The organism is Marvinbryantia formatexigens DSM 14469 (assembly GCF_025148285.1).
Taxonomy (GTDB): Bacteria; Bacillota; Clostridia; order Lachnospirales; family Lachnospiraceae; genus Marvinbryantia; species Marvinbryantia formatexigens.
Genome location: NZ_CP102268.1, coordinates 1,829,887 through 1,855,091, shown reverse-complemented (window position 1 = coordinate 1,855,091; position 25,205 = coordinate 1,829,887). Strand labels below are relative to the sequence as shown.

Sequence of the window (25,205 nt, the reverse complement as noted above, 5' to 3'; positions counted from 1 at the left end):
CAATGCTAAAAAGACAGGTGCGGCTGCCGGGAAACTGGCAGCCGCACCTGTCTTCTTCTCTGACTCTTTGCAGACGAATTGAAGCACCTCATATGCCGGACAGAAAGGATATAGTAATTATATGAAGAGAGAAAACAACTTTGGGATTGTCCGTCTGATTGCCGCATGGTTTGTGTTTGCCGGTCATCTGGGTCTGATCCTTGGCGGTACGGCGCCGCGCTTCGGGGGCTTCAGCCTGCACGAGCTGGGAGTCTTTACTTTGTTTCTGATAAGCGGCTATCTCATCACAATGAGCTGGCTGTCGGACCCGCACCCGCTGCGATTTGCCATCCGCCGTTTTTTCCGCCTGTGGCCGCCGCTCGCCGTGATGGTGCTGCTGGTCGTGTTTGTGGCGGGACCACTGCTGTCTGATCTGGGTGTGAAAGGATATTTTGAAAGCTGGTATACGGTTTATCTGCGGAATCTGCGGTTCTTTCCAGTATTTGCCCTTCCTGGCGTCTTTATGGATGTGCCAATTCCGAATACTGTCAACGGCTCGCTCTGGACGATGCCGGTGGAAGCGGCGCTTTATGTGATTACACCGGTTCTACTGACGGTGCTGCGCGTAAAGCACGGTTCAAAAATATCCTTCCGCATTATGACGGCGTTTACTGTACTGGTATGTGGGATCAATGTGGCGCTCATTACCGTTGGTGTGCAGAACCGGGTGGTGGTTTATGGTGTGAACCTGTTCCAGGCATACCAGGTGGTTGTTTTTTATGTGATCGGGATATTTTTCACTTACGAAGAAGTGCGTAAGTATCTGAATATACAGCTTGCCTGTGTGGCAATGTGTGTACTGCTGGCGTTTCAGTCAGCCTCCGGAACCGTACAGTACATTCTGTTGTATGTGATTTTTCCGTATTTTATTTTTTCGTTTGTATTTACTCCGGAGCCGGTCTTCAAGAACGTGGGAAAGAAAGTGGAGCCGTCTTACGGCATTTATCTCTACGGCTTTTTCTTTCAGCAGCTTGTGATTTATCTGCAGCAGCAATATGGGATAAGCCTGGGATATACCCGGACGTTTCTGATAAGTGCCCTGTTTACATTGGCGGCAGCTGTGGTATCATATTATATGGTGGAGAAACCGATGCTGCAGGTCAGTCGCTTTCTTATTAAAAAGGTGAAAAGGGAAAATATGGAGTCACGATAGCAGGGAGGGATTTACATGAACGTAGTTGACCGTATTTTCCAGTTGAAAGAAGAACGCCATCTTACCAGCAAGGATGTGGAAGTAGGGGCAGGACTTGCAAATGCAAGCCTCCTGCAGTGGAAGAAAGGAAAAGGCAAACCCAGTCTGGAGAGTATTATAAAAGTAGCATTATATTTTGATGTATCCACCGATTATCTGCTGTGTCTTACGGACGAAAGAAAGGAAGATAAAATAGAAATATCTCTAACAGAAGAAGAGAAACTTCTGCTTAAAGCCTACAATAATGCTTCCGTGTATGACAGATTCCGCATTATTCAGCTCTGTATGAATTCGCTTGATGAAAATATTAAAAAATACGGCGATTTATTCTTAAATTACTGACCGGCGGGAGCCGGTCAGCTCCATTTCTCTCTTTAAAAAGATTCATTTAAAGAAAAACCTTATTTTTTAGATGTTATGACGAAAAAGAATTAGAGATTTTTCTAAAATATCGTATTGACAAATAGAGAAATTTCAATTATACTTCAAATTGTAGACGAGAAGTGTTGAATGGAAGCAAAGGCTTATTTTCCAGGGAATAGGGTTTTGCTCTCTGTGCTTCTTCTGCATGCCGGGAATCTGGTTCGGGATGTGGAATGAGGTGAATACGGGTTCAACATGGCAGGACCTGAACAACAAAATAATAAGGGGCTTGCAACAAAAAGAAAGAAAAGGAGAAATGGTTATGAAGCTTAACAAAGTGAAACTCACAGCTATGGCAATGTCTGTCATGATGGCTATGAGTTCAATGTCAGCAGTAACATTTGCAGAAGAAAATGTTACAGAAGCAGCGACAGAAACTGTTACGGAAGCAACAGTAGACGCGCAGGCAGAAGAAGTAGCAGAAGAAACTGTAGCTGCAAATCCGCCTGCAGCGACGAAAACGTATGTGGGGCTGAGAGTTGAAGATGCTCGGAACAACGTAGTTAAAGTTATGTGGAGCGATGGAAAAGAGACAGATCCGCTTAATATCAGTGTAGTAACAAAGCCGGCAACTTGCAATTCTCTGGAAAACAGAACCTATACGGTAGAATATGCAGAGGGTAAGACGGATGTTATATCGGCTGATATTCAGGGAACCATTCTGAAAGACCATCAGTGGGGCGAGACTTATAAAGAAGTAATTATCGCTGCAGGATGTGAAACTTGGGGCGTTACTGTAGAAATGCGTAAGTGTGCAGTGTGCGGTAAGACTGAGCAGGCAGGCAAATGGGATGTCGAGCCGGAAGGACATTCTGTTTCTTCCTGGAGCTTCATCAAGTATCTTGTTGCAGGCGACAAGTATGATGGTGAAGAGGTTGATGCGGTAAATACCAAGCTTGTAAACGGCCAGCCGGCGTTGATTGACACGACAAAAGAAGGCTTTTACATCAAAGTTTCTGAAGGTGTGTGCACGAAGTGCGGAAAGAACGACACAAAGCTTGAAAGAGTACGTATCGAAGCTGAACAGATTAGCAGAACCGAAGTAAAGAATACGGTAAACATTGACGAAGCAAAAACAGCGGCTGCGTTTGGCAAAAACTCTTTTGCTGATGTTACTGCTGACATGCTGAAAGCTTCTCCGAACCTTATCGTTTTCAAGGATTGTCTGAAAGCAGGTTCCTACCAGGTATATTACTACTACCAGACGAACATCAATAATCCGAGAATTGAAACGGTTACGATTGATGCACCGCATCATTCAGAGGTAAAGAAGGTTGTATTTGTAAATTCTGCAGACAGAGCAAAATGCACGGTAACCGGTACAACAGTTGTTAATAATACCTGCAACGAGGATATCCGGTATTATATCAATACAACATGCCGCAACTGCAACATGGACAGAAACTCTGAGGAAATGATTGCAAAACCGCAGGGTCCGCACAAGGTTGACCAGAGTGTAAAGAGATACATGGATACTCATATTACAGATGGTATTCTGGACAGCTATGAGGGAATGATGACATGGCTTAAGGCAAACAACAAGAGCCAGTATGTTTCTGTTGAAACGACAGCTACCTGCACAGAGAATGGTACAACTACAGTAACTCTGCTCTGCACAACCTGCAAAGAGCCGACAGATACTGTTTATACTGCAAAGACAGATATGTTCAACCATTATTCCATCACAAAGAATGCAGTTGTAGAGATGAAAGAATCGACCTGCGAAGAAAAGGGTTATATCATCAGCGCTGACAAGTGCGATCTTTGCGGAAAAGAACTGAGCAACAGAGTAAAGAAAGAAGTTAAGAGACTTGCTCATACAAATGAGATTGGTATCAACGACAACGGTACCTCCCAGGGTACAAAGACTGTTCTTGATGGAACAACAACAGTTGAGCTTGTTGGAGATGTTCTGGTAGATACAAATGGCGAAACTCTGAAGCTGAACGGTCAGTTTATTACACCGAACCAGCTTGTGAAGATTGCTTCCGGTACACTGGCTGTTAAGGTATACAACAACTGCTCTACATGCGGTAACAACAAGCAGGATATCACAGCAGCACAGGCTCTGACAATGAAGATTACCAGCATTAAGAAAGAAACAGAGCTGAAGGCAGGCAGCATTACACTGGATGTACAGGTAGAAGGTGTTGATGCAAAAGGTCAGAAGAAAGTTATTTCCAAGCAGTTTACAGCAGATTACTTCACCAACGCTGTATCTTACCTTGACAGAAAAGATACACTGAAGCTGAACGGTCTGCATCTGGAAGATGGCAAGTTCAATTACTACAAAGATGGCGTAATTGATACTACCTTCAAGGGTCTGGTAGATTACAACGGAAGCCTGTTCTATGTAGAGAACGGCACTGTTGCAACCGGCGTAAACGGAGCGAAGCTCATCAACAACAAGTGGTACTTCCTTGCATATGGTATGGTTCAGACCCAGTATGTTGGTCTTACAACCTACCAGGGCAAAGCGTTCTACGTACAGAATGGTATTATTGATACCAACGTAGGCGGACTGGTTGAGTTTGACGGAAGAAAATTTGCAGTAGCATCCGGACGTATTATTGACGAATACAGCGGACTGTGGCAGGATCCGGCAAGCGAGAAATGGTATTATCTTGTACGCGGTCAGGTTACTGACAAGACAACCCTTGTACTGTATGATGGCGCATGGTTCTACGTAATCGATGGCAGACTGGCATCTGATTTCACTGGAACAGTGAACTATGATGGCGCTAAGTTCAACGTAGTAAAAGGTCAGGTTTATGGACAGGCTTAATAAGATTGCTTAATCGTACCGTATGCGATTAGCTGATTGATTGATAAGCTACAATGCTTTAAAGACAGGTGCGGCTGCCAGGAAACTGGCAGCCGTACTTGTTTTTTGCCGGGAAATGAAAGAACTGGAACACCTTATTTGCAGGTAAAGAAAGGATAAAGTAATACATGAAGAGAGAAAACAACTTTGGGATTGTCCGTCTGATTGCCGCCTGGTTTGTGTTTGCCGGTCATCTGGGTCTGATCCTTGGTGGTACGGCGCCGCGCTTCGGGGGATTCAGCCTGCACGAGCTTGGGGTCTTTACGTTGTTTCTGATAAGCGGCTATCTCATTACGATGAGCTGGCTGTCGGATCCGCACCCGCTGCGTTTTGCCATCCGCCGTTTTTTCCGCCTGTGGCCGCCGCTTGCCGTAATGGTGCTGCTGGTCGTGTTTGTGGCGGGACCGCTGCTGTCTGATCTGGGCGTGAAGGGATATTTTGAAAGCTGGTATACGGTTTATCTTCGGAACCTGCGGTTCTTTCCGGTATTTGCCCTTCCGGGCGTTTTTACGGATGTGCCGATCCCAAACACCATCAATGGCTCGCTCTGGACAATGCCGGTGGAAGCGGCGCTTTATGTGATAACGCCGGTTCTGCTGACGGTGCTGCGTGTAAAGCATGGTTCAAAAATATCCTTTCGCATCATGGCGGGATTTACTGTGCTGGTGTGCGGAATAAATGTGGCTCTTATTACTATCGGCGTGCAGAACCGGGTGGTGGTTTATGGTGTGAACCTGTTCCAGGCATACCAGGTAATTGTCTGCTATGTGATTGGAATCCTCTTTACCTATGAAGAGGTACGTAAGTATCTGAACATACAGCTTGCATGCGTGGCAATGTGTGTACTTCTGGCATTCCAGTCCGCTTCCGGAACCCTGCAGTATATCCTGCTGTACGTGATTTTTCCGTATTTTATTTTTTCACTTGTATTTGCTCCGGAGCCGGTCTTCAAGAACGTGGGAAGGAAGGTGGAGCCGTCCTATGGAATTTATCTGTACGGCTTTTTCTTCCAGCAGCTTGCGGTTTCGCTGCAGCAGCAGTGGGGAATTAGCCTGGGATATACGAAAACATTTATAATAAGTGCCCTGCCTACGCTGGCGGCGGCAATATGCTCTTATTATTTTGTGGAGAAGCCGATGCTCCGGCTCAGCCGTTTTTTGTTAAATAAGCTGTTAAAAAAGCAAAAGACATAAATTTTTCACTCGACATATTTGTAAAAATGTGTATAATATAAAGAAAAAGAGTGGAAAGCGTGCGGGCATAAATGGCAGAACCGGCGTCATAAAAATACATATATCAGAGATTTTCCGGGCAGACTATATGTGATGGCGTGAAGCAGGAGGTGGAAGCAATATGATAAATGCAACAAAAGAAACCTTTCAGAGCGAGGTGCTGGACGCAAAGGGAACGGTGCTGGTAGATTTCTGGGCAGACTGGTGCGGACCGTGCAAAATGTTTGCGCCGGTGCTGGACGAGGTCGTGGCGGAGCATCCAGAGGTGAAGCTTGTAAAGGTAGATGTTGATAAAGAATTTGAGCTGGCGCAGAGCTACCGCGTGAGCAGTATTCCGACACTGCTGGTGTTTAAGGACGGCGAGCTGAAGGAGACTTCCGTCGGTTCAGTCTCTAAAGAAAGAGTGCTGGGGCTGCTGTAGAGCGGTTTTAAATGGATTTCTGCAGGCAACAGGGCAGCCTGGCTGAACTGCTATGAACGAAGACTAAATTTACACAGATTTTACATTAAATACTCCTGGATTTTACATAGGTATGTTAGCTTAAGGAGAACATACTTGTAGGATAAAGGAGTATTTTTATGGATATTTTTAATGTGTTGGCATTTTTAGGCGGTCTCGCATTTTTCCTTTACGGAATGTCACTTATGGGAGACGGACTTTCCAGAGCCTCCGGCGGTAAGATGGAGCGGATTCTGGAGCAGCTTACCAACAGCCGATGGAAAGCAGTGCTTCTTGGCGCGGGAGTGACGGCAGTTATCCAGTCCTCCTCTGCAACGACCGTTATGGTGGTCGGATTTGTAAATTCCGGCATTATGAAGCTTAACCAGGCGGTCGGACTGATTATGGGTGCAAATATCGGTACCACGGCGACGTCGTGGATACTGAGTCTTACGGGAATCGAGGGCGACAATCTTCTGCTGTCGCTTTTAAAGCCGACCTCTTTTTCGCCGGTACTGGCGCTTATCGGAGCGGCATTCATCCTTTTTTCCAAAAAAGAAAAGAAAAAGAATATCGGAACCATTATGATGGGCTTTGCGATTCTGATGTACGGCATGGATGGCATGAGTTCGGCGGTAAAGCCGCTGGCGGACGTGCCGGAATTTGGAAATGTGCTGACGGCATTTTCCAACCCGCTGATGGGCGTTCTTGCCGGTACGTTGATTACGGCAATCATTCAGAGTTCCTCCGCGTCGGTCGGAATTCTGCAGGCGCTCTGCATGACGGGAAGCGTTACCTACGGGCTGGCGATTCCGATTATCATGGGACAGAACATCGGTACCTGTATCACGGCAATCATGTCGTCAATCGGCGCGAACAAAAACGCAAAACGCGCGGCGGCGATCCATCTGTATTTCAACTTGATCGGTACGGCGGTATGTCTGGTTCTGTTTTACGGCGCCAACGCAATTTTCCATTTTGATTTTCTGACGGACGCGATTGGACCGGCAAATATTGCGGTGATTCACAGTATTTTTAACGTATTTACGACATTGCTGCTGCTGCCGTTTGGCGACCAGCTTGTGAAGCTGGCACATGCAACGGTGGGAAACCGCAAGAAAGCGGGGGAGCTGCAGGAGCTGGAGGTGCCGGTGCTGGATGAGCGTTTCCTGGAGCGTCCCGCATTTGCCTGCGAGCAGGCGCGGGAGGCGGCAAAGCAGATGGCGCAGCTTACGAAGGAAGGATTTTCGATGGCGGTGTCCCTGTTTGATAATTACGACGAGAAAAAAGCGGCGCGTGTGCGCGAGCTGGAGGACCTGGTCGATAAATACGAGGATAATCTGGGCAACTATCTTGTCAAGCTAAGTGGCCGCAAGCTGTCGGATTCGGATGGCCGCGTGCTTTCCATGATGCTGCACTGCATCGGGGATTTTGAGCGGATTTCCGATCACTCTGTCGGCGTGATGGCGGCGGCGGAAGAGCTGCATACAAAGAAAATCCGTTTTTCGGATATCGGACAGAAGGAGCTGGAGGTATTTAAAAATGCGGTAATGGAAATTACCGGGCTTGCCTTCGACAGCTTTATGCAGGATGATGTGACGATTGCGCGTGAGGTGGAGCCTCTGGAGGAAGTGATGGATTATATCAATTCCCAGGTGAAAAAACGTCATGTGGAACGCCTGAAGGCAGGAAGCTGCACGATTGAGATGGGCTTTATTCTTTCGGATATCTGTACAAGCTTTGAGCGTGTGGCAGACCACTGCTCGAACATTGCCGTTTATCTGATTCAGTCTCATGAGAGCGAGTATGATCCGCATGCCTATGCGGATGTGCTCCGCCGCGAGGACAACAAGGAGTTCCAGCAGGAATGTGATAAATATCGCAGAAAATATGTGTTGCCTTAGAAAAGAGATATATCGCAGAAAAATGTGTTGCCTTAAAAAAGAGATATATCGTAGAAAAAATGTGTTGCCTTAAAAAAGAGCGATATCACAGAAAATTGTTTTGCCATAAAAAGAGAAATGTGATAAATTATAAAGGAAGGTAATTGTGCGGGAGAAAAGTCTCAAACAGTTACAAGAAAGGATGTGGGAGGCATGAGCTTGATTTATATCTTGGAAGATGATAAAAATATACGGGAAATAGAAAGCTATTCTCTCAAAAACAGCGGCTACTCGGTAGAGGAATTTGAGTACGCAAAACCTTTTTGGAACAAGGTCTCTGAGAGAAAGCCGGATCTGGTGCTCCTGGATATTATGCTTCCGGACAGCGATGGCGTGGAGGTTTTAAAGAAGCTGCGCCGCAACCCGGAGACAAAAAAGGTGCCGGTGGTGATGGTGACGGCAAAATCCTCGGAGATTGACAAGGTAAAAGGTCTGGACAACGGGGCGGATGACTACATCACAAAACCATTTGGTGTCATGGAGCTGATTTCCAGAGTGAAAGCGGTGTTGCGTCGTGTCAATCAGATGGAAGAAGAAAAGCTGATGCGGCTGCACGAGATTTTTATGGACAATGAGAAACGCATGGTATATGTTTCGGATGTTCCCTGCGAGCTGACATACAAGGAGTTTGAGCTTCTGAAACTGTTTCTGCAGAACGCCGGTATTGTGATGGCGCGGGAGAGCATCATGGAGCGTGTCTGGGGCGTGGATTTTGAAGGAGAATCGCGCACGCTGGATATGCATATCAAGACGCTGCGCCAGAAGCTGGGCGTTGCCGGAAAGTACATTAAGACCGTGCGGAATGTGGGGTATCGGATTGAATGAGAAAAAAGATTAATGCGCAGTTTCTGCTGATTACGGCAGTGGAGATCATTCTGACAGTGTTTCTTTCGGTTTTTGTCTGCTACAACCTTTTCCAGGAAGAGGTGATAAGCAGTCTCAGAACTTATGCACATGTCATTAAAAGCTCCGGCATTTTCGATGAACAGTCGGATGCGTCGCTGCAGGATGATGCGGTGGAGGGGCTGCGCATTACGCTGATTGATGAGGACGGTACGGTTGTTTTTGACAGCAATGCGGACATCGGTCAGATGGATAATCACGGACAGCGTCCGGAAATCCAGAGTGCACTGGAAAACGGCGAGGCGGAGATTGTCCGCAGGTCGGATACACTGGATAAAAATACATATTATTATGCGATACGGCTGGATGACGGCAGGATACTGCGTGTTGCCAAGGAGGCGGGCAGTGTATGGAGCTTTCTTCTGCCGCTGATTCCGGTGCTGCTTTTTATGGGAATGGCGCTGTTTCTGGTCTGCCTTGTGCTCGCGCATTTCCTTACAAAAAGTATCATTTCCCCGATTGAGGACATGGCGCAGCATATGGATGATGAGGAATACGAGATTGCTTATAAAGAAATGAAACCGTTTCTGGATATGATTCAGAAGCAGCACTCGGATATTGTGAAAAGCTCACAGATGCGGCAGGAGTTTACTGCCAATGTCTCACATGAATTAAAAACGCCGCTGACGGCGATTTCCGGCTATTCGGAGCTGATTGAGAGCGGTATCGCCACAAAAGAGGATACGGTCCGCTTCTCGGCGGAAATTCATAAGAGTTCCAATCGTCTGCTGATGCTGATTAACGATATTCTGCGCCTTTCCGAGCTGGACAGCTCAGAGGATGTGCTGGTGAAGGAAACGGTAGATTTGTATGAGCTTGCGGAGAAATGCGTGGATATGATGCAGGTGAATGCGGAAAAGCATCATGTGACTTTACGACTTGCCGGCGGATCCTGCTTTATCCAGGCAAACCGGGAAATGATAGAAGAGGTTATGTATAATCTCTGCAGCAACGCCATCCGCTACAATGTACCGGATGGAAGTGTCGTGATGACGGTCGGCATGGAGGGCAATCATGCGGTGCTGACGGTGGAGGATACGGGCATCGGCATCCCGGAGGAAGACCAGAAGCGTATCTTTGAGCGCTTCTATCGGGTGGATAAGAGTCGATCAAAATCTACGGGCGGCACCGGTCTTGGACTGGCGATTGTAAAACATGCCGTGGCGAAGCACGGCGCGGAAATCGGGCTGTGGAGTAAAACCGGGGTGGGCACGCGGATGCGGGTGGTGTTCCCGGAGAGCAAATAGTTGCAGCAGCGCGGATTAACTGCTCTGATGTGTGAAAAGGATAAGGTTTCTGGAAATTGACCGGAATGCTATGAATTGCCGCAGAAAACGGATGCGGGAAGGAATAAGCGGACTGGTCGATTTTGTTATAACTGGCTCTTTAAACCATATCAGAAGATGGTATATTATATTTATACGGTTATGTTGTCGTGCGGCAGATGCGGTATCGGGCGCAGGCGCATAAAAAGCAGATGTGCATGAAATGGAGGTAGTGGATGGGATATAAGGGACGACAGAAAAAGATTGCAGTGATTAATGATATGTCCGGATTTGGGAGATGCTCGATAGCAGTCTCCCTTCCTGTTATTTCGAAGCTGAAGGTGCAGTGCTGTCCGCTTCCGACAGCGATTTTTTCCAATCATACCGGTTATGAGCATTATTTTTTTGACGACTACACGGCAAAAATGCCGGAATATATAAAGAACTGGAAGCTGTTGGGGCTGGAATTTTCGGGGATTTATTCGGGCTTCTTAGGCTCAGAGGAGCAGATTGGCATTGTGGAGCGGTTTATCCGGGAATTTAGTACGGAGCAGACGCTGGTCATTATTGACCCGGTGATGGGAGACCACGGAAAAGCGTATGCAACTTATACGCCGCAGCTCTGTGACAGCATGAAAAGGCTGGTGCAGTATGCGGATATACTGACGCCTAATCTTACGGAAGCGTGTATTCTCACGGATACATCTTATAAAGAAAAGTGGCAAAAAAAGGAAATCCGCGAAATGGTGGCAAAGTTAAGAAAGATGGGACCGTCCAGGGTCGTCATTACCGGCATCGTGCAGGGCGGTTATATCGCAAATTACGTATGTGATGAATCGGGATGCGACCATTTTCTGCGGACGATCCGCGTCGGTACGCAGCGGTGCGGAACGGGGGATTTGTTTGCTTCCATTATTGCGGCGGATGCGGTAAATGGAGTGGATTTTGCAGTATCTGTGAAGAAAGCGTCCAATTTCGTGAAAAAATGCATTGAGAAATCGATAGAGCTGGAAATTCCGGTGACGGATGGTGTGGCATTTGAGGAAATCCTGGATACGCTGAAATGAAGTACACAGTCCTGCCGCATGGGATTTGCCTTTGGCGGATACAGTACCATACGGCATATATTATAAGTTACCTGGAAAATGAATCTCTATTGATTTTTCTGTACTACGTATTTTCGAAATTGATGCAAAACATGAGAATGCAGTTATGGAGGGAAAGAAATGACGATTTTATATAAAGTGCATCAGAATCTATATGTGAACTTAACAAATAAATGTCCCTGTGCCTGCACTTTCTGCCTGCGGCAGACAAGGGACCGGGTGGGAGAATCCGATTCGTTGTGGCTGGAGCGGGAACCGACCTGTGAGGAAATAATAGCAGATTTTGAAAACTTTCAGATGAAGGATTACCGGGAACTGGTATTTTGCGGATTCGGGGAACCGACAGAGCGGCTGGATGTGATTTTGAAGGTTGCGGAATATGCGAAGAAAACATATTCTATTCCGACGAGAATAAATACGAACGGTCTGTCTGATTTGATTCATGGAGAAAAAACGGCGCACCTTCTGCAGGGACTGATTGATACGGTCTCCATCAGTCTGAATACGCCGGATGCGCAGCGGTATCATGAACTGGTGCGCAGCAGGTTTGGTGATATTTCGTTCCAGGCAATGCTGGATTTTGCGCGCGATTGCACAAAATATGTTCCGCATGTTGTGATGACGACCGTCAGCACAACTCTCACGCCGGAGGAAGAGCAGCAATGCGCGAAAATCTGTGAAGAGATAGGCGCAGCTTACCGCATCCGCCCCTGGGAGGGGTAGGACAGGGGACGGGATTGTCTGCATTTCACACAATAATCTGCCTGTCCCCGTCTGCTGCATCATTATTACTGGAAAGGAACGGGGACAGGTTGTCCGAGAAGCTTTTTAAGGCGTGTAATCTCGGCACGCTGCTCCGCCAGCAGCTGGTCTTTTTCTGTTATACTGTGCTCCATCTGAGCCATCCGCTGTTCATATTCTTCAAATTCTTCCGCAAATAATTCCCGGATCGCATCACACATTTGTTGTTTTCCCTCCTTCATATTTGTCCAGTTGGCCCGCATAATCAAATCCATTGCGGACTTGTATTTGTTTGAAAGACTGTGCGCTTCATAGGACTGGGCCAAATTTTTAAACGTATTATCCTGTGCCCGCAGGTTAGTCCGCAGAGAGCTGAGCCACAGGTTTTCCCTGTGAGAAAGCTGCGCTGTGACCAGGAGCTGCATGGGAAACGGGTCGCCGGATAAATAATAAATACCGGGCTCCTGGCATGAAACGGATATATGCCGGGAGCTTTTCAGATGCCGGAGCAGCTTATGCGGATAGTGACTGCAGACAAACGTTAAGGTTAATTCATCCGGGCTGATATGTCCAACCCGTTCCGTGTCGGACTGATAAAAGCAGGTGCGTGGCTTTGTTCCGAGAGGATGCTCATTTTCAAAAATGAGCAGGTCGCTTTCTTCCTCAAATTCAATCTGGAGAGCGGCAAAAAATCCCGGATGCCATTGGAGCCTGCTTTGCAAGGTCTGTTCTCCTTTCTATTATTATATGCAGTTTTTGCACGGATTTCAACAGATATTATTGAAAATATAAAATGGAAATAAGATTTTAAAAGATGGTTATAGTATAATATATATTAAAGAAAAAATCAACTAAATATTTGTGAATATATCAAGAATGAAAACGTTTATAAAAAGGAAAGTACCTGCAAGGGATTGCGTCGGCGGAAATAGCTGTTTAATAGCTGTTTCAGGAAGCAGCCGTTCGTAAGTGACTGGCAGGGTGCGGGGACAGAACGGAAAATATTTTCTGGCGAAAAAATGAAAAAAAGAAAGCATGGGGATTACAGAATCCCCACGCCCTCCAGTAATATTTTCAGACCGATAAGTATCAGAATAATACCGCCGGCGATTTCCGCTTTTGCTTTATATTTTGCACCGAAGACGCTGCCAATTTTGACACCGGCGCCGGAACAGACAAAGGTGGTGGCGCCAATCAGACAGACGGCGGGAATAATGGATACTTTGAGGAATGCAAAGGTTACGCCGATTGCCAGCGCGTCAATACTGGTGGCGATTGCCAGCAGAAACATGGTTTTTGCTTCCATAGAGCCGTCCATACGTTCCTCCTCGCCGAAAGCTTCCCGTATCATATTTCCGCCGATAAAGAGCAGCAGGATAAAAGCAATCCAGTGGTCGAAACGGGTAATCATATCGGCAAAGGACCTTCCGAGAAAATAGCCGATAAGCGGCATTAACGCCTGAAAGCCGCCAAACCATGCCCCGGCAATGCACATATGCTTTGGCGTTACTTTTTTCAGACTAAGTCCCTTGCAGATGGAAACGGCAAAGGCGTCCATAGAAAGACCGATTGCTAATAAAAATACTTCTGCTAAACTCATAAAATTTCCTCCCTGGTAAAATGTGTATGTGACTCCACAGAACAGGAAAGTCAGCAAAACCCGTGCGCCGGATATCATATTCTGTCGCACGGCATAAGTGACATCTCAAAGCCCGGCTCCGTGCTGCACGGCATAAGTGACATCTCAAAGCCTGGCTCCGTGCTGCACGGCATAAGTGACATCTTAAAGCTCAGCTCTGTGCTACGCGGGATAAAAAAAGACTCATGAACAGCGTTTGCTGTCCGTGAGTCTCGTCATTTAAGATAACACCGGGTGCAGGGCACCATTCTGTCGATAGTTATCACATATGCTTTATGCTGACTACTCCCTCGTGGAGATTTTTGCAACAGCTTTCAGAAGTAAACTGTTGCGATTACTCAGAAGTATATCATGCTGGCAGGTCTTTGGCAAGCTTTATTTTACGGTTAGTTTCGACTTTTTGCAACAATTCAGCCTGGATGAATTGTTACCTGCAAAAATTCATTTAAAATCGCTTTGCGATGGAATTTTTGCACTCTTGTATCATTTCCTTACGGTCTTTGCAGCGAGTGCAAAGACCTGTTACTGGTTTTTGCAACAAGGTTTTCCGGCAGTCTGCTACTGACCGCGCGTGTCAACGGCACTGCTGTCACTTAATGCGTTTATGATTTCTTCTACTGACTGCTGTACGTTTTTTCCGCCAACAGAAACAATACGATGCGCGTATTGTTCGTAGAGAGGTGTCCGTTCCTGGTAAAGGTCCGACAGAGATTGACCGGGCTTCAGGACAACGCCGCGCTTATTCAAATCACCGAGACGCCGTCTCAGCGTCCGGTAATTCACTTTCAGATAAACCACCGTGCTGATGCTGCGCAGATGCTCCATTGCTTTCGGACCATATATTACACTGCCGCCGGTTGCAATGACAGAATGTGTGACATTTATCTGACTGTTGACGCGCTCCTCGATTTGATTAAAGCCGGCGATGCCCTCGTCGCGCATAATCTGCCACAAAAGCTTTCCTTCTTCTTTCTGAATCAATAAATCAGAATCTATAAAATCGTAGCCGAGCACCTTTGCGAGAACAATACCGACGGTACTTTTTCCGGCGCCGGGCATACCAATTAACGTGATATTTTCCATATCCGCCTCCTTATCTTCTGCAATGTATTTATGGTTAAGCAGCAATAATGCGTGTTGCTGTGAACGGAGTGAACAGTAGTAATGCGTTTAGTATACAGGACAACCGCCAAAAAAACAAGGTGCGAAAATGCAGGATTTGAGCTATACTATATAAAAGGTTATTGTTCACTGCGTTCACAGTAACTATAGAAGATGAAAGAAAGGAGCAGGTAACACCATGAAATTTAAGGATATGCCCTACAAAAGGGTGGAAATGGACGAGGTACGCAGAGAATATCAGCAGCTCATGGAAGAGATGAAACAGGCGAAGAGCGGGGAGGAGCAGTTTGAGGTGCACAAGAAATTTTATGCACTGAGCAATCATGTTTCCACGCAGATGACGCTGGCGCATATTCGTTTTGACGTAGATCTGACGGACGAATTTTATGCGGCGGAGCATGAATATTACGATAAAATCGAGCCGGAAATGCAGCACCTGGTGCAGGAGTACCAGAAGCTTCTGTATAATTCTCCCTATCGTGATTATCTGGAAGAAAAAATCGGAAAGGTAGCCTTCCGGAATATGGAGCTTTCCATGAAGGCGTTTGACGAAAAGCTGATTCCGCTGATGCAGGAAGAAAACGAGCTGAAAACAAAATACAACAAATTGATTGCCACGGCAAAGATTGAATGGGAGGGCGAGGAGCTGAATCTGTCCCTGATGCGTCCGTATCTTTCTCATGCAGACCGTGCGGTGCGCAGAAAAGCGTGGGAAAAGTACAGCGCTTATTTTGAGAGCGTGGAGGAGGAGCTGGACAGCATTTATGACCAGCTTGTGAAAAACCGTACAGAGCAGGCGAGACAGATGGGTTACAAAAACTATGTGGAACTTGGCTATTACCGGATGACGCGCAACTCCTATGGACAGGAGGAAGTAGAGAAATTCCGTGACCAGATAAAAAAATATTTTGTACCATTTGCGGAGAAGCTGCATGACAGACGCAGACAGCGGCTGGGACTGGAGAAGCTCTCCTATATTGATGAACAGGTTTACTTTGCTGACGGCAATCCGGCACCGCATATGAGCCCGGAGGAAATTTTAAAGGCGGGACAGCAGATGTATACGGAAATGTCGGAGGAGACAAAAGAATTCTTCGATTTTATGATGGAAAATGAGCTGTTTGACGTGCTTGGACGCAAAACAAAGCGCGCGGGCGGCTATATGACTTATCTGCCGGATTACAATGCTCCGTTTATTTTTGCAAACTTTAACGGAACCAGCGGCGACCTGGATGTTATCACACATGAATGCGGACATGCTTTCCAGGGATATATTTCCGGCAAGGACCCGATTCAGGAGCACCGCGATATTACGATGGAGACAGCGGAGATACACTCCATGTCGATGGAATTTTTCGCGGATAAGTGGATGGAGCTGTTCTTTGGCGACCGTGCAGAGGATTATCGCATAATGCACGGTGAGGATGCTGCTATTTTTATCCCGTATGGCTGTATGGTGGACGAATTTCAGCATATTGTATATGAGAATCCGGAAATGACGCCGCAGCAGCGGAAAGAGGCATGGAGCAGGCTGGAAAAGGTGTACAAGCCGCATCTGGATTATGAGGACAACAAATATTTTGGAGGCGGCGGCTTCTGGCAGAAGCAGCAGCACATTTTTAACTATCCGTTTTACTATATTGATTATGTGTTGGCGCAGACCTGCGCATTTATGTACAAAATCAAGATGAGCGAAAACCGGGAAGAGGCCTGGGAGAGCTATCTGAAGCTCTGCCGTCTCTCTGCAAGCAAATTCTATGGTGAAATGCTGAAAGAAGTAGGACTTGAGGTGCCGTATGAAGATGGTTGTATCCAGAAAATAGTGGAGAAGCTGGATGTCCTGCTGGATACAACTCATTGATAAATGCAGCTCACTGGTGAGCGTGACTCGCTAACAGATGCAGCTCACTGGTGAGCGTGACTTATCAACGGATGTAGCTCACTGGTGAGCGTGACTCATCAACAGATGCAGCTCACTGGTGAGCATGACTCATCAGCAGATACAACTCACTGATTAAGAGACTCCGGGCGTGGGCCCGGAGAATACAGAGGAGCCTGAAATGAAACTTCTTCATATATCGGACCTCCACATAGGCAGGCGTGTGAATGAGTTTTCCATGCTGGAGGACCAGAGATATATCCTGAATGAAATTTTGCGGATTGCAAAGGAACAGAAGGTGGACGGCATTCTTGCCGCCGGGGACATTTACGATAAATCCGTGCCCCCGGCGGAAGCCGTACAGCTTCTGGATGATTTTTTTACGCGGACAGCCAGGGCTGGTATCCTGCTTTATGTAATCAGCGGGAATCATGACAGCGCGGAGCGTGTGGCATTTGGAGCGGGGCTTTTCGACCAGGGAGGTATTTATATCTCTCCCGTTTATCATGGAAAAATAGAGCCGGTCCGTCAGAAGGATGCTTATGGTTATGTGAACATTTATCTGATTCCTTTTCTGAAGCCGGCGGCGGTGCACCGCTTCTTTCCGGAAAAGAAAACGGAAACTTATCAGGAGGCGTTTGCGGCGGTGCTGGAAGAGCTGCAGCCGGATTGCACGCAGCGGAATGTGGTGGTTGCGCATCAGTTTTTTACCGGCGCGGTGCGCAGCGAATCGGAGGATTTATCACTGGGCGGGCTGGATAATATTGACGCGGGACTGCTGGAGCAGTTTGATTACGCGGCACTCGGACATATTCACCGTCCGCAGAAGCTGGGGCGGGAAACCATCCGCTACTGCGGAACGCCGCTGAAATATTCTTTTTCGGAAGCGGGCGATACCAAATCCGTGACGGTCGTGGAGCTGAAGGAAAAGGGCAATGTAACAGTGGAGACGATTCCACTAAAGCCGCTTCGCGAGCTGCGGGAGATTCGCGGCACATATGAAGAAGTGACATTAAAAGAAAATTATGAGCAGACGAATGTCACAGATTATATGCATATCACTCTGACAGATGAGGAGGATATTCCGGGCGCGGCGGCAAAGCTGCGGGCGATATATCCGAATCTGATGAAGCTGGATTACGACAACAGGCGGACGCGGGAAAACAGGATGATTACGGGAGCGGCTGCGGTGCAGACAAAAACACCGCTGGAGCTTTTTGAGGAGCTTTACCGGCTTCAGAATAATCAGGAAATGACAGAGGAACAAAAACAATATGTGCAGCGACTGGTTGAAGAGGTGTGGGAAACAGTATGAGACCTTTAAAATTAGTGATGTCGGCATTCGGACCATACGCCGGAAAGACGGAGATTGACTTCGAAAAGCTGGGGACCCAGGGACTTTATCTGATTACGGGCGATACCGGAGCCGGAAAAACGACAATTTTCGACGCAATTATATTTGCCCTTTATGGAGAGGCAAGCGGCAGCTTCCGCGACGCTTCCATGTTCCGCAGCAAATATGCGCTTCCGGAGACGCCGACGTATGCAGAGCTTACCTTTGCGTATTCCGGGAAAACATACCGGGTATGCCGTAATCCGGAATACATGCGCCCGAAGGACCGCGGGGAGGGCTTTACCGTGCAGCGGGCGGATGCTGCACTGACCTTCCCGGACGGACATGTCATCACAAAGGTGAAGGACGTGACCGCGGCGGTGACGGAACTGATTGGCTTAAACCGCAACCAGTTTATGAATATCGCCATGATTGCGCAGGGAGATTTCCAGAATCTGCTGATGGCAAAAACAGAGGAGCGCGGGAAAATCTTCAGAGAAATTTTTCACACAAAAGCATACCAGATTCTGCAGGAGCGGATCAAGACAGATGCGCTGGCGAAAAAGACGGAGTACGAGGATGCGGTAAAGAGGATCCTGCAATATATGGACGGCGTAAGGGTGCCGCAGGAGCATCCGTGCCGCGCGCTGCTGGAGATTGCCGTAAAGAGCAGGAGCGCGGATAACACAGCAGAGTTTTTAAAGGAGCTTTCCGCTTTTATTGAGGAAGACGGGAAAACGCTGGCGGCACTTTCGGCGGATATGAAAAAGGCGGAGGAAGAGCTGGAGCAGGTAAACCAGCGTCTTGGCAGCGCGCGGGCGGCGCAGCGGGCGGCACAGCAGATGCAGGCGGCGCAGGAAGCGATTGCGCGCGAGGAAAAGCGCCTGCCCGCTTTAAAAGCGGCTTATGCGGCGGAGCAGGAAAAGAAGGATATCCGCGAGGCGCTGGCGGTGGAGATTGAAAACGACAGCCGTCAGCTGCGCATTTATAAGGAAGCACAGCAGGCACATCAGAATCTGAAAGCCAGGCTGCAGCGGACGCAGGAGGATTATCGGCGCGCCGCTTCGCAGGCAGACCGGCTTTGCCTGGAATATCAGCAGATGGAGCGCCGCTTTCTGGACGCGCAGGCGGGACTGCTGGCGGCGAAGCTGGTAGAAGGCGAAAAATGTCCGGTCTGCGGTTCCGTGCATCATCCGCAGCCGGCGGCGCTTGCCACAGATGCGCCGACGGAAGAGCTGCTGCGCAAAAAGAAGGAGCGCCGGGACGCGGCGGAGGCGGACATGGTGCGGCAGAGCAATCTGGCGGCGGGAATCCGCGCACAGGTGCAGACGGCAGAGGAAACGCTGGCAAAAGAGCAGGAAAAGCTGGTTCCGGAGGAAGTGCTGCAGAAAAAGAGAGAAAAGAAGCGGCAGATGGAGCAGAGCTTTGAGCAGGCAAGAAATGCATACGAAAGCAGCGAAAAGATTCTGGAGAAAAACAGGGCGCTACTTGCCACGCTCACGCAGCACCGGATGGAGGATGGTGCCGATGATATGCAGGCGCTCTCGGATTGCAGGGATACGCTGCTTGAGAAAAAGGCGGCGGTGCAGGAGCGGCGGGAGAGCTGCAGTCTGCGGCTGCAGACAAACCGGCGGGCGGCGGATAACATCTCCAGGGAAGCAGAAGCGCTGGAGAAAATACAGCGGAAATATATCTGGATGAAGGCGCTGGCGGATACGGCAAATGGCGGGCTGCGCCAGAAGGACAGGATTACGCTGGAAACTTATATCCAGATGACATATTTTGAGAGAATTATTGAGCGCGCGAACGTGCGTCTGATGGTAATGTCGGGCGGACAGTATGAGCTGAAGCGCCGGGAGGAGGCGGACAGACGCACCAGCCAGAGCGGGCTGGAGCTGGACGTTACGGACCATTATAATGGAACGGTGCGGAGCGTAAAAACGCTCTCCGGTGGGGAAACATTTATGGCATCGCTCTCTCTGGCGCTCGGTCTGTCGGACGAAATCCAGTCGCAGGCAGGCGGAATCCGGCTGGACACCATGTTTGTGGATGAGGGCTTCGGTTCTCTGGACGAAGAAGCGCTGAACCAGGCGGTAAAGGCGCTGGCGGAGCTTACGGAGGGCAGACGGCTCGTGGGAATCATTTCCCATGTGGCGGAGCTGAAGGAGCGGATAGAGAGCCAGATCGTGGTCAGAAAGGAACCGGGCAGCGGAAGCAGAGCGACGGTCCTGCAATAAACTGCATCAGTGGAAAGTGAGGAAAAGAAAATGGCGAAATTATATTTCCGTCACGGGGCAATGGGAAGCTCCAAGACGGCGAACGCTCTGATGGTGGCGTATAATTATTACGAGCGCGGAAAAGAGGCGCTGCTGGTAAAGCCAAAGCTGGATACAAGAGACGCCGGCGTCATCCGCAGCCGTATGGGGCTGGAGCAGAAATGCAGCTATGTGGAGGATCTGCTCGTCATGAGCGACGAGGAAATCAGCTGCTACGACTGCGTGATTGTTGACGAGGCGCAGTTCTGCAAAAAGTCGGATATCGAATTTTTCGTGCACATCGTGGACGACCTGAATCTTCCGGTAATCTGTTACGGTCTGCGCACAGACTTCCGCCGGGAGCTGTTTGAGGGCAGCATGTGGCTGCTGGCGTGGGCGGATGTGATAGAAGAGCTGAAAACCGTCTGCTGGTGCGGGCAGGGCGCAACCTGCAACACCCGCTTCGACGAAAACGGAAAAATCATCCGCAGCGGCGCCCAGGTCGTCGTGGGCGGCAACGACAGCTACACGGCGCTCTGCCGCAAACACTATAAAGAAGGAAATCTGGGACCGGAAAGACGGGAGTAGCACCGTGCGTTTCAGAGAAAGCAGGAGCTATCGCTGGCGGCTTTCATTGAGAAAGCAGCCCCTGCCGGACCCGTTCAGTCAATCCCGTTCAGTTCCTGGTACAGCCGTTTCGCATAGCTGTCCGTCATGCCGCAGATATGGTCCGTGATGAGCAGAAGCCGCAGATAAAGTCTTTCCTGCGGGGATTTGCCCTCCGCCTGTCTGCGGTAGACGGACTTATAATTTTCAGAGACGAGCGTCATCAATTTATCCTGTACATCGGTCAGACGGTTGCCGGTATCATAGTTTATCGCCGCCGGAATAAATTTATCCAGCAGATACTGCAGGACGGTGGCGGCGGCAAGCTCCGTCTTGAAAATCGGGCGCGACACAAAAACATAACGCCAGGCAATGTCGCTGAGGCGGTCATGCAGCGCGCTTCCGTGACTGCGGCAGAATAAATCCACAGGATAGCTGCCCTCCATAATGGCGCGGTAGTTTTTTGTAAAGCCGTAGGTGGCGCAGGAAATCAGAAAGCCCTGCACAGTTACGATCCAGTTGGAGACGGCGTAGCCCTCCGGGTCCGCAACGCCGCGCTTCAGACCGTTCTCGTACTTGCGCTCCAGGCGGCTGACCATTTCCAGATAGGTGCGCTGCTCCTGCGGCAGCATACGTGTCAGCACCTCTTCGGAGCGGAGCTCCTCCAGAAGCAGCCGGTAGCTGATGAAGCCCTTCCGGTAAGCATCCTCGATATCGGCAGTCAGATAAGCGATATCATCCGCCGCCTCCAGAATAAAGCACAGGGGATGCCGGCGTCCGTTTGTGCCGGTAGCAGTCTGAATCTTCTCAAAAATATCGCGGTCCGCATAAAAATAGCCGGGCTTCTTATCCTTAATATTTCCGCTCGATTTGTTGACTTCCAGAGAGGAAACCGGGTACTTGATAATCGTGCCGAGCAGGGCGCAGGTGAGGTTCATACCGTTTTCATCGACCAGAAAATGCAGCTTTGTCACCAGGCGCAGCGCCTGGGCGTTGCCCTCAAAATTGTAAAAATCAGCGAGCATCTGCGGGGACAGAATTTCCGGGAGCGGTCTGCCCTCAAATGTCAGCCGCGGCAGATTTTCGCGGAACCAGTCGCGGATGGTGGTCTCACCGAAATGACCAAATGGAGGATTGCCGATGTCGTGAATCAGACCGGCGCACTCCACGATGCTGCACACATCCGACTGCGTCTGCAGATCGAAGCTTCTGTCACGCTGGTTGCGGATAATATATTGCGAAATATTCTGTCCGAGCGAGCGCGCAATGGAGGCGACTTCCAGCGAGTGCGTTAGGCGGGTACGGATAAAATCGCTGTTGTCCAGCGGAAAAACCTGTGTTTTATCCTGCAGGCGGCGGAACGACGCGCTGCCGATAATACGGTGATAATCCTTTTCAAATTCGCTTCTCAGGTCCGCGGAGCCGGTACCTCCCGCATGGCTGCGGATGCGCTCCGTACAAAGCAGAGTAGTCCAGTTCATATAAAAATACCACTGCGGCGGCGCCGCAGATCCTTTCCGGTAAGATTTTCATTTTATAAGCTGTCCGGCAGATAAACACGCCGGTTTTTAAAAACGGGAAAGACATTTTTTGTCCGTTCATTTAATCATCGGCTCCTGCCGGGCTCCGTCCGTGTCGATCCGGTAGCGGGAATTTCCGGTGTCGGGAAGAAGCTGGCGCGAGTGAAGACGACGGTAATGGGAGGGGCTGATGCCATAAAACTTCTGAAACGTGTGGGCAAAATGCTGGCGGCTGTTGTAACCGGACGCAAACGCCACGTCGGTAACAGAAAGAGAGCTGTTCGTCAGCAGGAAAACCGCCTGGTTCAGCCGCTTCTGGTTGATGTAGCTGCCGATGGTGCAGTGCATTGTCCGGGAAAAAAGAGCCTGCAGGTAAGACTTGTTGACGCCCGCACAGGCGGCGATGGCGGGGATGGACAACTCCTCCAGCAGGTGCCGGTCTATGTAGTCGCAGGCCTTTTTCAGATATTCCAGTCCGGAGGCGCTGCGCCTGCGGCGGAAGCACCAGGTCATTTCCAGCAGCATCCGGTAAAACAGCAGCCGGAAAAGAAAGTCGGGCTGCTCCGGCTGCTTCTGGAGCCGGGAGAGCAGATCCTTCATGGAGTATCCCATGCTGCGCTGATCGTCCGATACTGCAAACGGCGGACGCGAAGCCCAGAATTTCCGGAATTCGGCGCTTTCCTCCAGAAGCTGCTGCATGGGAAGCGGCGTTTTTTCTGTATGGACAGTAAATTCCAGATTCAGAATGGAGCAGGGATGTCCGGCGGCAATTTCCAGCTGATGCGGGACTGCCGAATCAATAAAAATAAACTGATTCTGCTTTAGGGAGATTTCAGTACCGTCACAGAAAACGGTGCAGACGCCGTCTGTCACATACATCAGCTCGCAGCTTGTGTGAGAATGCACCGGCATATGATATTCCGGCAGCGAAAGGGCATAGAAAGCCGTCACTGCCGCATAAAGCTTTTTCTCTGAAAAAATATCTTCCATATATATCTGCTCCTTCCAGGGACTTTCTGTTTTCCGGTACAGTGAAAAATCAATGACTGGCAATATCGGGCGGGCGATATGACCGGGCAGTTATCATTTACAGTTACTATACCACATAAAATTAAATGCGACAATATCTTACATTTCTCTGCTCTGCGAATAAAAGCTTACGCATAAAAGATACGGTTATGTATAATAAGAGAAAAAAGCAGCGGCTCTGCTTTTGCAGGGAACAGGGCGCCGGGGCAGACCGCTGTGAAAAAATACAGGAGGGAATCTTATGAGCTTTAAGGTAGCATTTATTGGGGCGGGCAGTCTTGTATTTGCCCGGACACTTTTTGCGGACATCATGTCCGTGCCGGAATTTCACGATATCGAGGTGGCGTTTACGGACATCAATCCGGACAATCTGGAAAAAACACGCGCACTGTGCCAGCGCGATCTGGATGCGAACGGCATTCCAATCACCATACAGGCAACGACGGATCGCCGTGAGGCGTTCCGGAATGCGCGCTACATTGTAAACTGCGTGCGCATCGGCGGTCTGGAGGGCTTTGAGACGGATATTGAAATTCCGCTGAAATACGGGGTCGACCAGTGCGTGGGCGATACGCTCTGCACCGGCGGAATTATGTACGGACAGCGTGTGATCGCGGCGCTTCTGGATTTCTGCAAAGATATCAGAGAGGTGGCGGAGCCGGGAGCCATCATGCTGAATTATTCCAATCCCAACGCAATGGCGACCTGGGCGTGCAATAAATACGGAAAGGTGCAAACAATCGGTCTCTGCCACGGAGAAATCCACGGGGAGCAGCAGATTGCGGAGGTGCTGGGCATACCGCGCGATGAGCTGGACATCACCTGCGCCGGCATCAATCACCAGACCTGGTACATCGCAGTAAAGCATCACGGGGAGGACATGCTTCCGAAGCTGCTGCCGGGCTTTGAAGCGCACGAAAAATTCCGTGAGGAGGAAAAGGTGCGCATCGATATTTTAAAGCGCTTCGGCTATTACTCCACGGAATCCAACGGGCATCTGTCAGAATATGTTGCATGGTATCGCAAGCGTCCGGATGAGATTAAGGACTGGATTAATCTGGATAACTGGATCAACGGAGAGACGGGCGGCTATCTGCGGGTTACGCGGGAGGAGCGGAACTGGTTTGAGACGGACTATCCGAAGATTCTGCAGGAGGAGCCGAAAAAGCTGGACGGCAGCCAGAGAGGAAATGAGCACTGCTCCTATATTATCGAATCTCTGGAAACGGGCAGAAGATACCGGGGACATTTTAATGTCATGAATGAAGGCTGCATCACCAATCTTCCGTATGAATCGGTGGTGGAGGTGCCCTGCTACGTGGACGGCAACGGCATCAGTGTGCCGAAGGTGGGCGACCTGCCGCTGGGCTGCGCCGCTGTGTGCTCACAGTCCATCTGGGTGCAGAAGCTGGCGGTGGAGGCTGCGGTTCACGGCGATGCAGAGCTGCTGAAGCAGGCGGCGCTGATGGACCCGCTTACCGGAGCAGTCTGCAATCCGCCGGAGGTCTGGCAGATGATTGATGAAATGCTGGTGGCGCAGGAACAGTGGCTGCCGCAGTACGGAGAAGCAATCGCACAGGCAAAGGAAAACCTGGCGAAGGGCAATCTGATTCCGACGAAAGATTATCATGGCGCGGTAAGACTGCGTGAAAAGACCCCGGCCGAGGTCGCAGCAGAGCGGGAGGCGCGTGTGATAACGGCGTAGGGGGAGAGTG

General features: G+C 49.3%; 20 protein-coding genes. 15 read left to right on the top strand and 5 right to left on the bottom strand.

Annotation, left to right across the window (positions count from 1 at the left end):
• The first annotated feature begins 121 nt into the window (after positions 1-121).
• The 10 genes from NQ534_RS08935 to NQ534_RS08890 all read left to right on the top strand — a co-directional run bounded on the left by NQ534_RS08935 (position 122) and on the right by NQ534_RS08890 (position 12,089).
• Positions 122-1,192, top strand: a complete 1,071-nt coding sequence (locus tag NQ534_RS08935; RefSeq protein ID WP_006860536.1) for an acyltransferase family protein — start codon at positions 122-124, stop codon at positions 1,190-1,192.
• Between the two features lie 15 nt (positions 1,193-1,207).
• Positions 1,208-1,573, top strand: a complete 366-nt coding sequence (locus tag NQ534_RS08930; protein WP_006860538.1) for a helix-turn-helix domain-containing protein — start codon at positions 1,208-1,210, stop codon at positions 1,571-1,573.
• A gap of 343 nt (positions 1,574-1,916) precedes the next feature.
• Positions 1,917-4,439, top strand: coding sequence for a hypothetical protein (locus NQ534_RS08925; protein ID WP_040781970.1), 2,523 nt, complete (start codon positions 1,917-1,919; stop codon positions 4,437-4,439).
• Positions 4,440-4,606: 167 nt separating this feature from the next.
• A complete protein-coding gene (locus tag NQ534_RS08920) occupies positions 4,607-5,671 on the top strand; it encodes an acyltransferase family protein (protein WP_006860540.1) in 1,065 nt (354 codons plus the stop codon).
• Positions 5,672-5,831: 160 nt separating this feature from the next.
• Positions 5,832-6,131 (top strand): thioredoxin, encoded by a 300-nt coding sequence (gene trxA, locus NQ534_RS08915; RefSeq protein WP_006860541.1) that lies wholly within the window; start codon positions 5,832-5,834, stop codon positions 6,129-6,131.
• Between the two features lie 158 nt (positions 6,132-6,289).
• Complete coding sequence (locus NQ534_RS08910) at positions 6,290-8,053, top strand: Na/Pi cotransporter family protein (RefSeq protein ID WP_006860542.1); 1,764 nt, start codon at positions 6,290-6,292, stop codon at positions 8,051-8,053.
• A gap of 192 nt (positions 8,054-8,245) precedes the next feature.
• A complete protein-coding gene (locus NQ534_RS08905; protein ID WP_006860543.1) occupies positions 8,246-8,917 on the top strand; it encodes a response regulator transcription factor in 672 nt (223 codons plus the stop codon).
• Entirely contained in the window at positions 8,914-10,242 is a 1,329-nt protein-coding gene (locus NQ534_RS08900) for a sensor histidine kinase (RefSeq protein WP_006860544.1), read from the top strand. Before NQ534_RS08905 ends, NQ534_RS08900 begins: the two co-directional genes overlap by 4 nt.
• A 254-nt stretch (positions 10,243-10,496) precedes the next feature.
• On the top strand, positions 10,497-11,327 hold the full coding sequence (locus NQ534_RS08895; protein WP_006860546.1) for a pyridoxamine kinase: 831 nt from the start codon (positions 10,497-10,499) through the stop codon (positions 11,325-11,327).
• Between the two features lie 159 nt (positions 11,328-11,486).
• Positions 11,487-12,089 carry a TIGR04100 family radical SAM protein gene (locus tag NQ534_RS08890; protein WP_074679935.1) on the top strand — a complete coding sequence of 201 codons (603 nt, stop codon included), beginning with the start codon at positions 11,487-11,489 and terminating at the stop codon, positions 12,087-12,089.
• 65 nt (positions 12,090-12,154) lie between these two features.
• On the opposite strand, the gene NQ534_RS08885 is transcribed toward NQ534_RS08890, so the two are convergent.
• The 3 genes from NQ534_RS08885 to NQ534_RS08875 form a co-directional block, all read right to left on the bottom strand.
• Positions 12,155-12,829: a hypothetical protein gene (locus NQ534_RS08885; protein ID WP_050778270.1), complete on the bottom strand. Its 675-nt coding sequence runs from the start codon at positions 12,827-12,829 to the stop codon at positions 12,155-12,157.
• A 320-nt stretch (positions 12,830-13,149) separates the two neighbouring features.
• Positions 13,150-13,707 (bottom strand): manganese efflux pump MntP, encoded by a 558-nt coding sequence (locus NQ534_RS08880; RefSeq protein ID WP_040781976.1) that lies wholly within the window; start codon positions 13,705-13,707, stop codon positions 13,150-13,152.
• 597 nt (positions 13,708-14,304) lie between these two features.
• Positions 14,305-14,829, bottom strand: a complete 525-nt coding sequence (locus NQ534_RS08875) for a shikimate kinase (RefSeq protein WP_040782081.1) — start codon at positions 14,827-14,829, stop codon at positions 14,305-14,307.
• A gap of 217 nt (positions 14,830-15,046) precedes the next feature.
• On the opposite strand from NQ534_RS08875, the gene NQ534_RS08870 reads away from it, so the two are divergent.
• The 4 genes from NQ534_RS08870 (at position 15,047) to NQ534_RS08855 (ending at position 20,923) form a co-directional block, all read left to right on the top strand.
• Positions 15,047-16,729: a M3 family oligoendopeptidase gene (locus NQ534_RS08870; protein ID WP_006860556.1), complete on the top strand. Its 1,683-nt coding sequence runs from the start codon at positions 15,047-15,049 to the stop codon at positions 16,727-16,729.
• Between the two features lie 199 nt (positions 16,730-16,928).
• A complete protein-coding gene (locus NQ534_RS08865) occupies positions 16,929-18,062 on the top strand; it encodes an exonuclease SbcCD subunit D (protein ID WP_040782083.1) in 1,134 nt (377 codons plus the stop codon).
• On the top strand, positions 18,059-20,317 hold the full coding sequence (locus tag NQ534_RS08860; protein ID WP_006860558.1) for an AAA family ATPase: 2,259 nt from the start codon (positions 18,059-18,061) through the stop codon (positions 20,315-20,317). The genes NQ534_RS08865 and NQ534_RS08860 overlap by 4 nt, the downstream gene beginning before the upstream one ends.
• 30 nt (positions 20,318-20,347) lie before the next feature.
• Positions 20,348-20,923: a thymidine kinase gene (locus NQ534_RS08855; protein WP_040782085.1), complete on the top strand. Its 576-nt coding sequence runs from the start codon at positions 20,348-20,350 to the stop codon at positions 20,921-20,923.
• A gap of 74 nt (positions 20,924-20,997) precedes the next feature.
• Here NQ534_RS08855 and NQ534_RS08850 read toward each other — a convergent pair whose 3' ends face one another.
• Complete coding sequence (locus NQ534_RS08850; protein ID WP_006860560.1) at positions 20,998-22,422, bottom strand: deoxyguanosinetriphosphate triphosphohydrolase; 1,425 nt, start codon at positions 22,420-22,422, stop codon at positions 20,998-21,000.
• A gap of 117 nt (positions 22,423-22,539) precedes the next feature.
• Complete coding sequence (locus NQ534_RS08845) at positions 22,540-23,451, bottom strand: AraC family transcriptional regulator (protein WP_006860561.1); 912 nt, start codon at positions 23,449-23,451, stop codon at positions 22,540-22,542.
• Between the two features lie 280 nt (positions 23,452-23,731).
• Here NQ534_RS08845 and NQ534_RS08840 point away from each other — a divergent pair, with 280 nt between their 5' ends.
• Positions 23,732-25,195 carry an alpha-glucosidase/alpha-galactosidase gene (locus NQ534_RS08840; RefSeq protein ID WP_006860563.1) on the top strand — a complete coding sequence of 488 codons (1,464 nt, stop codon included), beginning with the start codon at positions 23,732-23,734 and terminating at the stop codon, positions 25,193-25,195.
• The last annotated feature ends 10 nt before the right edge of the window (positions 25,196-25,205 follow it).

Bases quoted from the DNA above. Each gene is read 5' to 3' on its own strand.
- NQ534_RS08935 (WP_006860536.1), top strand. From the start codon at position 122: ATGAAGAGAGAAAACAACTTTGGGATTGTCCGTCTGATTGCCGCATGG.
- NQ534_RS08930 (WP_006860538.1), top strand. From the start codon at position 1,208: ATGAACGTAGTTGACCGTATTTTCCAGTTGAAAGAAGAACGCCATCTT.
- NQ534_RS08925 (WP_040781970.1), top strand. From the start codon at position 1,917: ATGAAGCTTAACAAAGTGAAACTCACAGCTATGGCAATGTCTGTCATG.
- NQ534_RS08920 (WP_006860540.1), top strand. From the start codon at position 4,607: ATGAAGAGAGAAAACAACTTTGGGATTGTCCGTCTGATTGCCGCCTGG.
- trxA (WP_006860541.1), top strand. From the start codon at position 5,832: ATGATAAATGCAACAAAAGAAACCTTTCAGAGCGAGGTGCTGGACGCA.
- NQ534_RS08910 (WP_006860542.1), top strand. From the start codon at position 6,290: ATGGATATTTTTAATGTGTTGGCATTTTTAGGCGGTCTCGCATTTTTC.
- NQ534_RS08905 (WP_006860543.1), top strand. From the start codon at position 8,246: ATGAGCTTGATTTATATCTTGGAAGATGATAAAAATATACGGGAAATA.
- NQ534_RS08900 (WP_006860544.1), top strand. From the start codon at position 8,914: ATGAGAAAAAAGATTAATGCGCAGTTTCTGCTGATTACGGCAGTGGAG.
- NQ534_RS08895 (WP_006860546.1), top strand. From the start codon at position 10,497: ATGGGATATAAGGGACGACAGAAAAAGATTGCAGTGATTAATGATATG.
- NQ534_RS08890 (WP_074679935.1), top strand. From the start codon at position 11,487: ATGACGATTTTATATAAAGTGCATCAGAATCTATATGTGAACTTAACA.
- NQ534_RS08880 (WP_040781976.1), bottom strand. From the start codon at position 13,707: ATGAGTTTAGCAGAAGTATTTTTATTAGCAATCGGTCTTTCTATGGAC.
- NQ534_RS08875 (WP_040782081.1), bottom strand. From the start codon at position 14,829: ATGGAAAATATCACGTTAATTGGTATGCCCGGCGCCGGAAAAAGTACC.
- NQ534_RS08870 (WP_006860556.1), top strand. From the start codon at position 15,047: ATGAAATTTAAGGATATGCCCTACAAAAGGGTGGAAATGGACGAGGTA.
- NQ534_RS08865 (WP_040782083.1), top strand. From the start codon at position 16,929: ATGAAACTTCTTCATATATCGGACCTCCACATAGGCAGGCGTGTGAAT.
- NQ534_RS08860 (WP_006860558.1), top strand. From the start codon at position 18,059: ATGAGACCTTTAAAATTAGTGATGTCGGCATTCGGACCATACGCCGGA.
- NQ534_RS08855 (WP_040782085.1), top strand. From the start codon at position 20,348: ATGGCGAAATTATATTTCCGTCACGGGGCAATGGGAAGCTCCAAGACG.
- NQ534_RS08850 (WP_006860560.1), bottom strand. From the start codon at position 22,422: ATGAACTGGACTACTCTGCTTTGTACGGAGCGCATCCGCAGCCATGCG.
- NQ534_RS08845 (WP_006860561.1), bottom strand. From the start codon at position 23,451: ATGGAAGATATTTTTTCAGAGAAAAAGCTTTATGCGGCAGTGACGGCT.
- NQ534_RS08840 (WP_006860563.1), top strand. From the start codon at position 23,732: ATGAGCTTTAAGGTAGCATTTATTGGGGCGGGCAGTCTTGTATTTGCC.